Genomic DNA, 16,183 nt, shown 5'->3' on the forward strand with positions numbered 1-16,183 from the left:
TTGAGCAACATAGCGATTTTCACTATATTGTTAAACGCTAGATAAATTGAACTTGGAAGTAGATAGATAACTTAATCATGCTATTTGTCTATCTACTTCCTGAATCCCAACTTTAAAATTGCTATTATGTTTATTTATCTTCTTTTTTGCTGTCTTTTTTGTCGCTATCTTTACCAATGATGTCTTTTAATTTGCTTTGTTGTTCAGTGTAATCTTTTTCAGGTAAGGCAACAAATCCTGCGTCTTCAGCTGATTTTCCTTTATCCTTCATGACAAATTTCATGAAGTCTTGGAATCCTTCATTATCTTTTAATTTTTTCTCGTTAGTGTAGATATAAAGTGGTCTACTTAATGCGTAAGAACCATCTTGAATTGTTTTCTTAGTTGGTTCAGTTAATTGACCATTTTCATCTTTGATTTTAACTTCTTTTAGCTTGTCTTTATTTTGTTTATAGAAGTTATAACCAAAATAGCCGACACTATCTTTATTTTTCTCTACTGACTGAACAATTGTATTTGTATCAGCATTTTTCTCTGCTTTAATATCTTTTTTGTCCATAATTTCTTCAGAGAAGAAATCGTAAGTACCGTGAGATTGGTCAGGAGAAAATGCTTTGATTTCTTTGTCTGGCCATTTTGAATTAACGTCTTTCCATGTTTTTGCTTTGCCTGAGTAGATTTCATTTAATTGTTCTTTAGTAAGTTCATCTACAAAGTCGTTATCTTTATTTACAGTAATTGTCACACCATCTTGAGCAACTTTAAACTCATCATATTTAATACCTTTATCATCTAATTTTTTCTTTTCTTCGTCTTTTATAGGTCTAGATGCATTTGAGAAATCAGTGCTGCCTGAAATGAATTTCTCAAAACCGCCACCAGTTCCAGCTGTACCATTAGATACAGTTACATCTGAATTATCTTTTGCGAATTTTTCATTTAATTTTTCAATGATTGGACCTACAGTAGATGAACCATCACCTTTAACTTCTCCACTTCCTTTACCAGAATCGCTATTTCCACCGCCACAAGCTCCTAATAAAAGTGAAGCGCCGATTACAGTAGTACCAAATAATTGCCATTTTTTCATTGAAACATCCTCCTAATAAGTGAATAACCCAAAAGTTATATGTATTTCTTACAGTTCCTATACTACACACCTTTTATTAAATACAAATATAGATAATGTAAATCTTTTGTTAAGTATTTATTGACCTCATTTACAAAATTCACAATAAGAGATTCTATGTATGCTATGATTTTTGAAATGTTGATATGACGGTATTTGTAAAAATATAAATATTACAAAACACGTTTGTTTTGTAATATAAAAACAAAAAAATCCTGTACTACACAACGATTTATGTAGTACAGGATAAATTTATAAGTATCTAAACACTATTTTATATAGTAGAAACTAATCTTCGACTCTACTCCAACCTTTATTAGTTAATGCAATTTTACCAGTTTCAATAGTTATAATTTTGTTTTTATATAAATGGCCAATTGCGCGCTTAAATGCACCCTTACTCATATTGAATACTTCTTTAATCGCTTCAGGACTTGATTTATCCCAAAATGGAAGCTCACCATCATATTCTACGAGTAAATTAAAAATATGTTGACCATCTTCGTCAAGTCTTTCATGTGCAAATGGTAAAAATGAACCGTTAAGCTCCCCTTTTTCATTATGTCCGATGATACGAACTTCTAGTTTTTCACCTAAACGAGGTTCAGATTTACGTTCAGATTCATGTACGAATATTTTATGGCCATCTTTGGATAGCATAAAGCTTCCGACTCTTAAAACTCTGTATGGTCTTGCTTCAATAACTTTATTTTGTAATGTATCATCGTGTACTGGCGTGTACATTGAATCAACAATTGTTTCAGTTGCTAGTCGAGCATACATATTATTCTCACTATCAATACGCAAAGTAACTAATAATTCATCACCTTGTGTCGGCCATACATCTTTGACTTTTGGTAAATCTATCCATGGAATTAAAACTTCTCTTGGAAGACCTACATCGACATGTGCACCATCTCGGTCGGTTTTTAATACTTTCACAAAATCATATTTGCTAGTAGTAATGTCTGGCATGTTTTGTGTCGCAAACAATGCACCTGATCTATTAGGATAAATGAAGAAACTATATTCCTCGCCTATCGTTAACTCGTCTTCTTCATTAACTTCTGATTGATTGAGTTTAACTTCTTCTCCGTTTGGTCCTTGTAACTTGTAAGTAGATCCTTCTAATCCAACGACTTCAAGAAATTCAATGGAACCTACAATATTTTTCTCTTCTTGGGCCATACTGTTCTCCTTCGTACTTAAATTTATTCTTAACTATTATAACATGCTATAAAGAAACAAGCATCACCTCATTGTGAATGGTCGAAACTCCTTCTTAAGTGTGTTATAATTTGTCCGGTAGATTAACGTAAAGGAGCAAATGCATGTTACAAGTTACTGATGTAAGTTTACGGTTTGGTGATCGTAAATTATTCGAGGATGTAAATATTAAATTTACAGAAGGAAATTGTTATGGTTTGATTGGAGCCAACGGTGCTGGAAAATCAACATTTTTAAAGATTTTATCTGGTGAGTTGGATGCACAATCAGGTCATGTATCTATGGGAAAAGACGAACGTTTAGCAATCTTAAAACAGGATCACTTTGCTTATGAAGATGAACGTGTGATAGATGTTGTGATTAAAGGTCATGAACGTTTATATGAAGTAATGAAAGAAAAAGATGAGATTTATATGAAACCAGATTTCAGTGATGAAGATGGAATCAGGGCTGCAGAATTAGAAGGCGAATTTGCTGAAATGGACGGTTGGAATGCCGAAGCAGATGCAGGTTCTTTATTATCTGGATTGGGTATATCTGCTGATTTACAAGATAAAAAAATGGCTGAATTAGAAAATAATCAAAAAGTAAAAGTATTATTAGCTCAAAGTTTATTCGGCAAGCCCGATGTACTCCTACTTGATGAACCGACCAACGGTTTAGATATACCTGCGATAAGCTGGTTAGAAGATTTCTTAATTAACTTTGAAAATACAGTAATTGTGGTATCACATGACCGACACTTTTTAAATAATGTATGTACACATATTGCAGACTTAGATTATGGAAAAATAAAAGTTTATGTTGGTAACTATGATTTCTGGTATCAATCAAGTCAATTAGCAATGAAAATGGCACAAGAGCAAAATAAGAAAAAAGAAGAAAAAATTAAAGAATTGCAAGATTTCGTTGCTCGTTTCTCTGCAAATGCATCTAAATCTAAACAAGCAACAAGTCGTAAAAAACAACTAGAAAAAATTGAATTAGACGATATTCAACCTTCTTCACGCCGTTATCCGTACGTAAAATTCACGCCAGAACGTGAAATTGGTAATGACTTGCTATTTGTGGAAAATGTATCAAAAACGATTGATGGTAATAAAGTGTTAGACAACATTTCATTCACAATGAACCCTAATGATAAAGCGGTTTTAATTGGAGATAGTGAAATTGCGAAAACTACTTTACTTAAAATACTTGCAGGTGAAATGGATCCAGACGAAGGATCAGTAAAATGGGGTGTCACAACTTCCCGCAGTTACTTCCCTAAAGATAACTCTGACTACTTTGAAGGTGTAGATATGAATTTAGTTGATTGGTTACGTCAATATGCACCTGAAGATGAACAAACTGAAACATTCTTAAGAGGTTTCTTAGGTCGTATGTTATTTAGTGGCGAAGAAGTTAAGAAAAAAGCTAGTGTTTTATCTGGTGGAGAGAAAGTACGCTGTATGTTAAGTAAAATGATGTTATCTAGCGCGAATGTTCTATTGCTAGATGAACCAACAAACCACTTAGACTTAGAAAGTATTACTGCAGTAAACGATGGTTTGAAAAATTTCAAAGGTTCTATGATTTTCACATCTTATGACTTTGAATTTATCAATACAATTGCAAACCGAGTAATTGACTTAAACCCTACTGGTGGTTTATCAAAAGAAATATCTTATGAAGCTTATTTACAAGAAACTGGTGTATTAAGTAAATAACCCTTTAAAAATACAAAGCGATATATAAAGTATCATATTGAATTGATGATACGTATTGTATATTTCAAAAATTCAGATTGTAAATCGCGTTATTAAAAATAAATGCAAAATATTATCAATGATTGAAATCATACGTTAAAAGCTGAGATATTAACATATCTTAGCTTTTTTGTTTATAGTAACTTCCTCCCTACGAGTCTAAATATTAGGCATAAATGGTTAAGCATAATATAATCAAATACATATTTCGTTATGGAGGTATGCAAATGAAACAGTTAAATATGTTAGATGGACAAGTAATTCCTCAAATTGGTTTTGGTACATATAAGTTAAATGGCGCGCATGGCACACATACGATTGTGAATGCCTTAGAACAAGGTTATCGTTTGTTAGATACTGCCTATAATTATGAGAATGAAGGTACTGTAGGTAAAGCAATCGAGATGAGTGGAGTTTCACGCGAACAAATTATGATTACTTCAAAATTACCTGGTCGTTATCAAACTTACGACGATGCACTGACTGCAATTCAGGAATCAATTTATCGTCTAGGTGTAGATTATCTTGATTTATATTTAATTCACTGGCCTAATCCCAAACAAGGAAAGTATGTTGAAGCTTGGCGAGCAATGATTGCAGCACAAAAAGCTGGCTTAATAAAATCAATTGGTGTATGTAACTTTTTACCAGAACATATCGATACACTACAACAAGAAACTGGCGTTTTGCCAGTTGTGAACCAAATTGAGTTACATCCATACTTCAATCAAGAAGCATTGGTTCAGTACAATACTTCTAAAGGAATTATTACTCAAGCTTGGAGTCCATTAGGTCGTGCTTCTAGTGTTATCAATGATGAAAACCTTGTGGAAATTGCCACAAAACATAATAAAACTATTCCTCAAGTTATATTAAAATGGCATGTTCAAAATGGTGTTGTACCTATTCCGAAATCTACAACAGTATCAAGACAATTACAAAATATTGATATTTTTGACTTTTCCCTTGATAATAATGACATTGAGAAAATCAACGCATTAACACGTGTAGATGGTAGACGTAAAGACCAAGATCCAGCCATATATGAAGAATTTTAAAGAGAAAGCTCATAAATTTTAAAAGTTTAATATTTTAGTTCTTTTTAAAAGTATATAAATTACACTTAATTAGCAAAACGTTTATAAAAACGTTTAATTTTTCAGTAAATTTAAAAAACTTTGTAAAAGCGGTTTACAGTACATATAAGCATATGTATAATATGATTCATAAACAAAAATTAAATAAGTTTTGATGAGGCGCATCAATCATTAGTAAATTTTAGAAGAACCTGTCTGCTAGCAGCTAATTTTGAAAGGGTGAGATGCCGAAACAGTTATAATAGCAGCTTATAACAAGTTGGACTTTATGGTTAAGAGCTAAGAGTCTGTCATTATTTTAAAATAATGGAGTGCATCACTTGTATATAAATTATAGAACAGGTTCGCATTCCGGACTTGTTCTTTTTTATATCACTGTGATTCTCCCCTATCAAATGAGGAGGATATGGAATTGGAAAGAAGTGTTTTGAAATTTGGAGGTTCTTCAGTAAGTGATTTTACTAAAATTAAAAATATAGCAGGCATGTTAAAAACAAGAGTTGATGAAGGTGAGCAACTTATCGTTGTTGTAAGTGCAATGGGTAAAACAACAGATGAGCTGATGGCTAATGTTTCAACACTTACTACGACACCAAAAGATCAAGAATTGGCCCTGTTATTAACAACTGGTGAACAACAGACCGTTTCCTATTTATCGATGGTATTAAATGACATCGGTATAAATGCAAAAGCGATGACTGGATATCAAGCAGGAATCAAAACGGTTGGTCATCATTTAAAAAGTAAAATTGCTGAAATCGACCCAAGTACATTTGAACAAGCTTTTGAAAGTAACGATGTACTAGTGGTAGCAGGATTTCAAGGGGTAAATGATGAATTAGAAGTAACTACCTTAGGTCGTGGTGGCTCAGATACCACTGCTGTAGCTTTAGCAGCAAGTAACCAAACGACTTGTGAGATATACACTGATGTAGATGGTGTATATGCGACTGACCCACGGGTTTACAAAGATGCGAAACGTCTGTCGTATGTTTCGTATGAAGAAATGATGGAAATGAGCGCTTTAGGTGCAGGCGTACTTGAAACGAGAAGCGTTGAATTAGCGAAAAATTATAACATCCCCTTGTATTTAGGAAGAACTTTATCAAATGTGAAAGGAACATGGATTATGTCACAGGCAGAATTATTAGAAAAAAAAGCAGTTACTGGTGTTGCATTAGATAAACATATGCAACATGTTACAATTAGTTATCCCCTACCGGATAATAGATTACTGACAGATTTATTCAACCATTTAGAAGAAGGATCAGTCAATGTCGATATGATTTCTCAAATCGTTAATTTGGAAGGGTTACAAATGTCTTTCACGATAAAAGATACAGATGCTGTTCAAATAACAAACATCTTAGATGACTTAAAAGAAAGGTTTAATGCTTTAGACTTCAAGATAAATGAGTTAGACTTCAAGATAAATGAGTTAGTTAGTTAGTTAGTTAGACTTCAAGATAAATGAGTTAGACTTCAAGATAAATGAGTTAGTTAGACTTCAAGATAAATGAGTTAGACTTCAAGATAAATGAGTTAGTTAGACTTCAAGATAAATGAGGGATACGTTAAACTTTCATTAATTGGTTCTGGTATGAGAGATATGTCTGGTGTTGCTTCAAAAGCATTTATAACATTGATTGAAAATGATATTGCATTTTATCAAACCACCACATCCGAAATAAGTATTTCATGTGTAATAGATTCTGAAAATGGTGAACGCGCAGTTCATGCCTTGTATCAAACTTTTGATATCTGAATTTTCTAAATATAATTAATTTTAGCAAACTTATTAAAATGAAAATGGAGTGTATAATATATGACAAAATTAGCAATAGCAGGCGCAACTGGTTTAGTTGGAAGAAAAATGTTAGAAACAGTAGATCGTAAAAACATATCATTTGATGAATTAGTATTGTTTTCTTCAGCACGTTCAGCAGGAGAAAAAATTGAATTTCAAGGCAAAACATATACGGTTAAAGAATTAACTGAAGAAGCTGCAAGTGAACATTATGACTATGTTTTAATGAGTGCCGGTGGAAGTACCAGCGCCCATTTCTCCCCTATTTTTGAACAAGCTGGTGCCATTGTTATTGATAATTCTAGTCAATGGAGAATGGCAGATGACATTGATTTAATTGTACCTGAAGTGAATGAACCTGTATTAAAAAGAAAAATCATCGCTAATCCAAATTGCTCTACTATTCAATCGGTTGTACCTTTAAAAGTATTGCAAGAAGCATTTGGATTAGAACGTGTAGCTTATACAACATATCAAGCTGTTTCAGGGTCTGGTGTAAAAGGCAGACAAGATTTATCTGAAGGTGCGAATGGTAAAGCACCTGAAGCATATCCACATCCTATTTATAATAATGTTTTACCACATATCGATAGTTTTTTAGAAAATGGGTATACAAAAGAAGAGCAAAAAATGATTGATGAGACAAGAAAAATTTTAAAAGATGAAGATTTGAAAGTAACAGCAACTTGTGTGCGTGTGCCTGTTCAAGATAGTCACAGTGTGCATATGAGCGTTACGCTTGAAAGCGAAAGTTCAGTACAAGCAATTCAGCAGCTTTTTGACAATGACGGACGTGTCGTACTGATTGATAATCCAGAACAAAATGAATATCCACTAGCGATAAATGCAACTGGTAAGGATGAAATATTTGTTGGTAGAATTCGTCGAGATGATTCGTTAGATAATACTTTCCATGTTTGGTGTACTTCAGATAACTTACTAAAAGGTGCAGCTTTAAATGCAGTACAAGTTTTAGAACAAGTAATGAGTTTGAAAGGAGTAAGATAAAATGGGACATATTTTTGAAGGTGTAGGCGTTGCTTTGACAACACCTTTCACACACAACGAAGTTGATTTAAATGCCCTTAGAAGACATGTAAAATATTTATTAGAAAATAATGCGAAATGTATCGTGGTTAATGGTACAACAGCCGAAAACCCTACATTAACTGATGAAGAAAAAGATCAAGTATTAGAGACGGTTGTTAATTATGTAGATGGCAAAGTACCAGTGATTGCTGGCACAGGTACGAATAATACTCAAAAATCTATTCAAGCTTCAGTACGTGCGAGAGAAATTGGCGCAGATGGTATTATGTTAATCACGCCTTACTACAATAAAACAAATCAACGTGGATTGATTGAACACTTTACAACCATAGCTAATGCAGTAAAATTACCTGTCATTTTGTATAATGTACCTTCACGTACGAATATGACTATTAATCCAGAAACGGTTGAAACATTAAGTGATAATGAATATATTGTAGCGATAAAAGATGCTACTAATGATTTTGAATATATGGATGAATTGAAAAAACGTTTAGATTTAAATCATTTTGCTTTGTATAGCGGTAATGATGATAATGTGGTAGATTATTTTGAAAAAGGTGGTAACGGTGTCATTTCTGTCGCTGCAAATGTAATTCCTAATGCATTCCAGTCATTATTCGATGCAAAACAAAGTGGAAAAGATATCAATTCACAATTTCAACCTATACAAACGCTATTAGATGCATTAGCTGTTGATGTTAACCCTATTCCTATCAAAGCATTAACAGCCGTTGAAGGGTTTGGTAATTATGAAGTACGCCTTCCACTAGTGAAACTGCAAGATGCAGAACGTCAAACGTTAGAAGAAGCATATGAACAATTTAAAGCAGGTGACAATACATGAACATTGTTTTAATAGGCTATGGTGCCATGAATCAACGTGTAGCAAGATTAGCTGAAGCAAAAGGACATCAAATTGAAGGTGTGATTGTACCTAATTCATCTAAATCATACCCTTATCCAACGTTCCAACGTATTTCAGACGTTAAAGATGCCGATGTTGCAATTGATTTTTCAAATCCAGAGTTATTGTTGCCTCTATTAGATGATGAATTTAATTTGCCATTAGTTATCGCAACAACTGGAGAAAAAGAAAAAATTATTGCAAAATTAAAAGAATTAAGTAGTAAAATGCCAGTATTTTTCAGTGCAAATATGAGTTATGGAGTTCATGCTTTAACTAAAATTTTGGAAGCTGCGGTTCCCCTACTTCAAGATTTTGACATTGAACTAACTGAAGCACATCATAATAAAAAAGTGGACGCACCTAGTGGTACATTAGTAAAGCTTTATGATGTCATTGAGTCATTACGTGAAAAAACAACGCCAGTATACGACAGACATGAGTTAGATGAAAAACGTACACAAGATGAAATTGGTATCCATTCAATTCGTGGTGGTACGATTGTTGGTGAACATGATGTGTTATTTGCAGGTACTGATGAAACAATAGAAATCACCCATCGTGCTCAATCAAAAGATATTTTTGCCAATGGAGCGATTGGTGCAGCAGAAAAATTAATTAATAAATCAAATGATTTTTATACATTTGATAATTTATAACTTTTAAGGAGCGAAAAAATTATGGTACAACATTTAACGGCAGAAGAAATTATTCAATATATAAGTGATGCGAAGAAATCTACACCTCTTAAAGTTTATGTGAATGGTAAGTTCGATAAAGTAATATTTCCTGATAACTTTAAAGTATTTGGCGGACCTGACTCTAAAGTAATCTTTTGTGAAGCGGATGATTGGAAACAATTTTATGAAAAAAATCAATCAGCGATTGATGAATTAGAAGTTGAGATGGATCGTCGTAATTCAGCAATTCCATTAAAAGATTTAACCAATACGAATGCACGTATAGAACCTGGTGCATTTATTCGTGAACAAGCTACGATTGAAGATGGTGCAGTGATTATGATGGGTGCTACGATCAATATTGGTGCTGTAGTCGGCGAAGGAACGATGGTTGACATGAACGCAACACTTGGTGGTCGTGCTACTACAGGTAAAAACGTTCACGTTGGAGCTGGTGCAGTATTAGCTGGCGTAATTGAACCACCTAGTGCATCACCTGTGATCATTGAAGATGACGTACTCATTGGTGCAAATGCTGTAATACTTGAAGGTGTTCGCGTTGGTGAAGGCTCTATTGTTGCAGCTGGTGCAATCGTTACGCAAGATGTCCCTGCCGGATCTGTGGTTGCTGGAACACCAGCAAAAGTAATTAAGCAAACAAGTGAAGTTGAAGATTCAAAAAGAGAAATCGTTTCAGCACTAAGAAAATTAAATGATTAATACTGAATTAAGAAGATAGATCATAAAAACTGAAATTTTAATATTTGTAGGAGGTTTTAGACGATATAACATTTTATTATTAATGTATTCATTTATTTTAATGTATATATTAATTTGTAACTATAAAATCGTCTAACCTCCTTTTTATACATAAATAAGCATTTTTTATATTAATACATATTATAATAACTAAAAGGATTTGATTTTAATGAATGAGTTAGAATTTGTTACAACGCATAGACGTCATTTGCATCAACATCCAGAATTAAGCCTCCATGAATTTGAAACCACTAAATATATTGCAACATTTTTAGATGAACTTGGTGTCCAATACGATCGTCCATTGGAAACAGGTTTGATTGCTTATCTACCAGGTAATGGTAATCATACGATTGCTTATCGCGCAGACATAGATGCTTTGCCTATCTATGAAGAAAATGATGTCTCTTATCGAAGTAAAACAGATCATGTCATGCACGCATGTGGACATGATGGGCATACAACTGCATTAATGTTATTTGTTAAACGTTGTAAGTCTATGGCTGATCAAGGCACATTGCCTCAAAATATTGTATTTATCTTTCAACCAGCTGAAGAAACAGGAGGTGGCGCAAACCGTTTAATTCGTGCAGGCGCTTTTGATAAATACCCTATCGAAGCTATATTTGGTATCCACGTGATGCCTTTTGAAGATGAAGGTCGAGTTGTAATTCGTGATGAAGAAATTACAGCAAGTGCTACAGAGTATCGTTTTTATTTAACTGGTCTATCAAGTCATGTTGCGGATAAAGAACAAGGACATTCTGCTGGAGAAGCGCTGCAGCATGTTTTAAGTCAAGTGGGTCAGATACAACAATTCCATTTAAATGGCTTAAAGAGAAATATTGTACATATGGGTCATTTTGAAGCCGGAGAAGCCATAAACACAGTACCAAGCAATGGCTATTTAGAAGGCACTATTAGAACTTATGATGTCCATGATTTGGAAACTGTGAAACTGCAAATGCACAAAATTGCTGAAAGTGTAAAATTGTTATTTGACGTTGATTGTGAAGTGAAATTTGAAGAAGGCTATCCACCAACATATAATTCACCTGAATTACGTAAACATATTGAAAATGGTCTCAACATTGCTAACTTAACAATAGTTGATAAACCTACACCTTACTTATTTGGCGAGGATTTCAGCTTTTATAGTCAACTTGCACCTAGTTATTTTATTTTTGTCGGTGTACGAGACGAGACAAAAGGTTTTGTCACAGGTTTGCATACTGCCCTTTTAAATTTTAATGAACATATGTTGATTAAAATTGCAGATTATTATGAAGCGATTTTAAAATCCTATAGTGAGGTGGAATCACAATGACCGCAGTTTGGTTTGTTGACACTCAACGATTTTACAATAATGTGCTTAAAGTAATCCAAAACAATCAAATTATGGCAGTAGTTAAAAATAATGCCTATCATTATGGGTTGGAGTTTGCAGTACAGCAATTTTTAGAAGCTGGTATTAATACTTTTAGTACGACATCCTTAAGAGAAGCAATTCGCATAAGACAATTAGCCCCTAATGCAACGATTTTCTTAATGAATGCAGTATATGAATTTGATAAAGTGCGAGATTATCAAATTCAAATGACCCTACCCTCGTTAAATTTCTATTATGAACATATTAAAGATTTACAAGGTATTCAAGTTCATTTAGAATTTGAAAATTTACTGCATCGCTCAGGTTTGAAGAGTATAGATGAAATAAAAGAAGTGTTGCACCATCATATGAAAGATGAAAGTAAAGATAAAATGCGTATTACAGGTTTATGGACTCACTTTGGATATGCAGATGAATTTGATGTATCAGAATATCATAAAGAGCGTAAAGCTTGGTTAGAGATTGTTGACGCATTATTAGACGAAGGTTATCACTTTGAAATGATACATGCACAAAACAGTGCAAGTTATTATAGGGAAAACGGTGTGTTTGATAACCATACACATGCGCGCGTTGGCATTGCGCTTTACGGTTCTAGACCTTATCAAACGATTGATGTAAATGAGATTGAACAATCACTGACCGTTAAAGGTAATGTTATCCAAGTTCGTGAAGTAAATGAGGGTGATTATTGTGGCTATAGTTTTGCATTCGAAGCTACGCATAATCACACAAAATTAGCAGTAGTTGATATTGGCTATGGAGATGGTATTCTTAAATCAAGAGCAAAACATGAGGCACTTATCAACGGCAAGCGTTACCCTATTCGTGCGTTGATGATGAGCCATATGTTTGTTGAAGTTGATAACAACGTGCATGCACAAGATGAAGTAATATTATATAATAATGATATTCGTGTTGACGAGTTTACATTTAAAGGTGTTGGCGCGAATTCTGAACAATTAAGTGCAATGAATCACGACTCACTAATAAAGGAGTATAGATAAATTATGGTAGTAGAATATAATGATCGTGGCGAGTTAACAATGGGAGGTACAAGTCTTAAAACAATAGCTCAAAGTTTCGGAACCCCTACTATTGTTTACGATGAACATCAAATCAGATCACAAATGCAACGATTTCACACTGCTTTTCAGAAAAGTGGATTAAACTATAACATTTCATATGCTTCTAAAGCATTTACTTGTCTACAAATGGTGAAATTAGTACAAGAAGAAGGTCTTGAACTTGATGTAGTATCTGAAGGAGAATTGTATACAGCATTGGAAGCCGGTTTTGACCCACAGCATATACATTTTCATGGTAACAACAAGACAAAGCATGAGTTACAGTATGCTTTAGAAAGCAAAGTTGGCTATATCGTTATTGATGCATTAGAAGAAATAGAACTCATCGATAAATATGCAAGTGAAACGGTAAATGTCGTATTACGTTTAAACCCTGGTGTTGAAGCCCATACACATGAATTTATTCAAACTGGTCAGGAAGATAGTAAATTTGGTTTGTCAATTAAACATGGATTGGCAAATCAAGCAGTTGAAAAAGTAAAAAACACGAAACATTTAAATTTAAAAGGTGTTCACTTTCATGTAGGATCGCAAATTGAAGGCACAGAAGCGATGATTGAAACAGCAAAAATAGTAATTCAATGGTTAAAAGAAAATGCTATAGAGGTTGAACTGATTAACTTAGGCGGTGGTTTCAGTATTAGATATGTTGAAGGTGATGTAAGTTTCCCTATCGAAACTGGAATTTCAGAAATTACTGATGCGATAAAAGAAATTTCAACTGAATTTAACTACCCTCTTCCAGAAATTGGAATAGAACCTGGTAGATCTATAGTTGGAGAAGCTGGTATAACATTATATGAAGTTGGTACAATCAAAGAGATTCCCAATGTTAACAAATATGTATCAGTTGATGGTGGGATGAGTGATCATATTCGTACTGCATTATATGATGCTCAGTATGAAGCATTATTAGTTAATAGAAATGAACCAAATGATGAAACTGTAACAATAGCTGGAAAACTTTGTGAGTCTGGAGATATTATAATTAAGGATGCTAAGTTACCTAGTACCGTTAAACGCGGTGATTATCTAGCTGTTTTATCAACAGGTGCTTATCATTATTCCATGGCATCTAATTACAACCAAATGCAAAAACCGTCAGTATTCTTTCTAAAAGATAGTAAAGCTAGAGAAGTTATAAAAAGACAATCATTGCGACAATTAATCATAAATGATACAAAATAACTTGTTAATAATATAAAGAATCAATCATAATTAAAGCTCTTTTTAAAGTACTCGATTAACGAGTATTCACTTTAAAAAGAGCTTTTTAAATTACATTTTAAAATTTATATATTAAAAAAAGAACCTTTAACAAGGTTCTTTTTATAGTCAATATTGCAATCTATATTATAGTTTTACAACGTTTGCAGCTTGAGGACCGCGGTCGCCTTCAACTACTTCAAATTCAACTGATTGACCTTCTTCTAATGATTTGTAACCTTCTTGGTTAATCGCTGAGAAGTGTACGAATACATCGTTTTCTCCTTCTACTTCGATAAAACCAAATCCTTTTTCAGCGTTAAACCATTTTACTGTACCTTGTTTCATAAATGTGAAACCTCCAAGACTAATATTCATTCAATATGCATTATTCGCATATTACAAAAAATACAATTTCACAGTGTAAATCTGTCTTACAATATTCTTTGCAATATGGAATAAAACAATTGCTTGACTCATATTATAAGCCATAATAGCTGAAAATGCAATGCAATTGTGAAAAAACAATTTCTTAAACAATCGGTAATTTATAATAAACTTCATTATTATTTAAAACAATATAACTATAAAAAATCTGTAAATCTTCATCACAATCTTCACAAAATCCTAATTCGCAATTATTATAAAATGCATGAATATTGTATTTACCAACCAGAAAATTGTCATAGTGCTTTTTACTATTTTCAATGATAGATTGATAGTAATTTAGCATCTTTTCATAGTTTTCAAAATGATATTGTTCCACGATATGATCAGTCCAGTCACTAAATAACCACCAGCCTTCGTAATCAGCCCGAATTTTTGCAACTGTCCACATGTAAATTACACCCTTTCACTTTCAACTTCATACTTGCTCTTATCAAATAAATCATTGTAATGATCATCATTATATTAATCATGATTTATTACGTTTATTTTGAATTATTTGTATATAATTTTATATATTGTCTATATGTTATGTAACGTATTTTAAAAAATTTATTCATCCATACGCAAAAGATATTGCTAAATAGCTATGTGTAATATTTTAACTGTATCATATATAAAATCAAGTTATCTGTTTCATACTTTTGACGGATAGACACTTGTTATTCAGACAAAAATATTAGTTTTGTATGATAAAATTTCGTATAATGATAATAAGAGGTGATTATATGCAATGCAAACATATTAAAGTATTTGGTATAGTACAAGGCGTTGGTTTTCGCTATTATACTGAGAAGATAGCAAAAAAATATAATGTTGTAGGTACTGTTCAAAATATATCTGATTATGTAGAGATTTATGCTCAAGGAGATGAATCATCACTAACATCATTTATTAATGCTATCACTGAGGGTGCTTCACCTGCTTCTCAAGTTGAAGATTATGAAATTGAAGAGATAGAAACGAATGAATCATGGGAAAATTTTAGTACAATATAAAGGAAGATGAAGTTTGAGATATAATATTTCGCGAATTTATGGGACCATTATTGCTTTTCCAATAGCTGTTATCGCGTGGATTTCTAGTGTATTTGCATTAGAGTTAAATTTTATTTTTGATTTTCTTATTTCTGCAGTAGCGTTTATAGCATTCTACTTCCCTACTCAGCGTTTAACTTCTAGAAAATATTTAAATGAGATTGGTTTAACACGAAGAGATTATCATTTTGTAAATAGTCAATTAAATAATGCACAAGACAAGATAAGAAGAATTTTAAAAACTTTTGTTAACGTAAGATCAATCAAAGATTTTAGACAAGTAAACGAAATATATAGAATATCTCGAGCAATATACTATGCAGTAAAGCAACAACCCAGAATGTTTTTTAAAGTAGAAAGTTTTTTCTACTCTCATATTGATAATGCATTAAATCTCATTGAATCTTATACGAGATTAGCAAAATCACCAAAAAAATCAGAAGAAGAAAAGCAAAAGTTAGCACAAACTCGCATCACTTTAGATGAAGTTAAACGAACTTTAGTAGCAGATTTAAAGAGAATTAATGAAGAAGATTATAGCCAATTAGATATAGAAATGGAATTAAATAAAATTGAACAAAAAAGACAAAAGTAACTTATATAAAGAAGTG

General features: G+C 32.7%; 16 protein-coding genes, 1 pseudogene and 1 riboswitch. Of the genes and pseudogenes, 13 read left to right on the plus strand and 4 right to left on the minus strand.

The genetic code is table 11. The features are described from left to right. Positions 1-130: 130 nt before the first annotated feature. Both KA883_RS00725 and cvfB read right to left on the minus strand, forming a co-directional pair. A complete protein-coding gene (locus KA883_RS00725) occupies positions 131-1,090 on the minus strand; it encodes a PstS family phosphate ABC transporter substrate-binding protein (protein WP_046208302.1) in 960 nt (319 codons plus the stop codon). Positions 1,091-1,417: 327 nt separating this feature from the next. Further along, positions 1,418-2,317 (minus strand): RNA-binding virulence regulatory protein CvfB, encoded by a 900-nt coding sequence (gene cvfB / locus KA883_RS00730; protein ID WP_046208301.1) that lies wholly within the window; start codon positions 2,315-2,317, stop codon positions 1,418-1,420. A gap of 143 nt (positions 2,318-2,460) precedes the next feature. Here cvfB and KA883_RS00735 point away from each other — a divergent pair, with 143 nt between their 5' ends. From KA883_RS00735 to lysA, 11 genes and pseudogenes are all read left to right on the plus strand, one after another. Continuing rightward, positions 2,461-4,065 (plus strand): ABC-F family ATP-binding cassette domain-containing protein, encoded by a 1,605-nt coding sequence (locus tag KA883_RS00735; RefSeq protein ID WP_046208300.1) that lies wholly within the window; start codon positions 2,461-2,463, stop codon positions 4,063-4,065. Between the two features lie 266 nt (positions 4,066-4,331). Beyond that, on the plus strand, positions 4,332-5,162 hold the full coding sequence (locus tag KA883_RS00740) for an aldo/keto reductase (RefSeq protein ID WP_046208299.1): 831 nt from the start codon (positions 4,332-4,334) through the stop codon (positions 5,160-5,162). A gap of 185 nt (positions 5,163-5,347) precedes the next feature. Then, positions 5,348-5,526: riboswitch (Lysine riboswitch) on the plus strand. 81 nt (positions 5,527-5,607) lie between these two features. Further along, positions 5,608-6,636, plus strand: a pseudogene (locus KA883_RS00745) (aspartate kinase); the annotation flags it as partial. A 123-nt stretch (positions 6,637-6,759) separates the two neighbouring features. Continuing rightward, positions 6,760-6,966, plus strand: a complete 207-nt coding sequence (locus KA883_RS00750) for an ACT domain-containing protein (protein WP_481906482.1) — start codon at positions 6,760-6,762, stop codon at positions 6,964-6,966. Between the two features lie 60 nt (positions 6,967-7,026). Then, on the plus strand, positions 7,027-8,016 hold the full coding sequence (locus tag KA883_RS00755; RefSeq protein ID WP_046208297.1) for an aspartate-semialdehyde dehydrogenase: 990 nt from the start codon (positions 7,027-7,029) through the stop codon (positions 8,014-8,016). 1 nt (position 8,017) lies between these two features. Next, complete coding sequence (dapA, locus tag KA883_RS00760) at positions 8,018-8,905, plus strand: 4-hydroxy-tetrahydrodipicolinate synthase (RefSeq protein WP_046208296.1); 888 nt, start codon at positions 8,018-8,020, stop codon at positions 8,903-8,905. After that, positions 8,902-9,624: a 4-hydroxy-tetrahydrodipicolinate reductase gene (gene dapB, locus KA883_RS00765; protein WP_046208295.1), complete on the plus strand. Its 723-nt coding sequence runs from the start codon at positions 8,902-8,904 to the stop codon at positions 9,622-9,624. The genes dapA and dapB overlap by 4 nt, the downstream gene beginning before the upstream one ends. Before the next feature lie 21 nt (positions 9,625-9,645). Further along, positions 9,646-10,365 carry a 2,3,4,5-tetrahydropyridine-2,6-dicarboxylate N-acetyltransferase gene (gene dapD / locus KA883_RS00770; protein ID WP_046208294.1) on the plus strand — a complete coding sequence of 240 codons (720 nt, stop codon included), beginning with the start codon at positions 9,646-9,648 and terminating at the stop codon, positions 10,363-10,365. Positions 10,366-10,573: 208 nt separating this feature from the next. After that, on the plus strand, positions 10,574-11,731 hold the full coding sequence (locus KA883_RS00775) for an amidohydrolase (RefSeq protein WP_046208293.1): 1,158 nt from the start codon (positions 10,574-10,576) through the stop codon (positions 11,729-11,731). Further along, positions 11,728-12,801, plus strand: coding sequence for an alanine racemase (locus KA883_RS00780; protein ID WP_107360342.1), 1,074 nt, complete (start codon positions 11,728-11,730; stop codon positions 12,799-12,801). The genes KA883_RS00775 and KA883_RS00780 overlap by 4 nt, the downstream gene beginning before the upstream one ends. Before the next feature lie 3 nt (positions 12,802-12,804). Next, positions 12,805-14,070 carry a diaminopimelate decarboxylase gene (lysA, locus tag KA883_RS00785; RefSeq protein WP_046208291.1) on the plus strand — a complete coding sequence of 422 codons (1,266 nt, stop codon included), beginning with the start codon at positions 12,805-12,807 and terminating at the stop codon, positions 14,068-14,070. Between the two features lie 165 nt (positions 14,071-14,235). Here the strand turns inward: lysA and cspA are convergent, their stop codons facing one another. Beyond that, positions 14,236-14,436: a cold shock protein CspA gene (cspA, locus tag KA883_RS00790; RefSeq protein ID WP_001831260.1), complete on the minus strand. Its 201-nt coding sequence runs from the start codon at positions 14,434-14,436 to the stop codon at positions 14,236-14,238. Positions 14,437-14,620: 184 nt separating this feature from the next. Then, positions 14,621-14,926, minus strand: a complete 306-nt coding sequence (msaA, locus tag KA883_RS00795; RefSeq protein WP_019468786.1) for a regulatory protein MsaA — start codon at positions 14,924-14,926, stop codon at positions 14,621-14,623. 337 nt (positions 14,927-15,263) lie between these two features. Here msaA and KA883_RS00800 point away from each other — a divergent pair, with 337 nt between their 5' ends. Next, a complete protein-coding gene (locus KA883_RS00800; protein ID WP_046208290.1) occupies positions 15,264-15,533 on the plus strand; it encodes an acylphosphatase in 270 nt (89 codons plus the stop codon). Between the two features lie 13 nt (positions 15,534-15,546). Continuing rightward, positions 15,547-16,167, plus strand: coding sequence for a 5-bromo-4-chloroindolyl phosphate hydrolysis family protein (locus KA883_RS00805; protein WP_046208289.1), 621 nt, complete (start codon positions 15,547-15,549; stop codon positions 16,165-16,167). Positions 16,168-16,183 lie beyond the last annotated feature (16 nt).

The organism is Staphylococcus sp. GDY8P54P, assembly GCF_017892645.1.
GTDB classification, from domain to species: Bacteria; Bacillota; Bacilli; order Staphylococcales; family Staphylococcaceae; genus Staphylococcus; species Staphylococcus ureilyticus.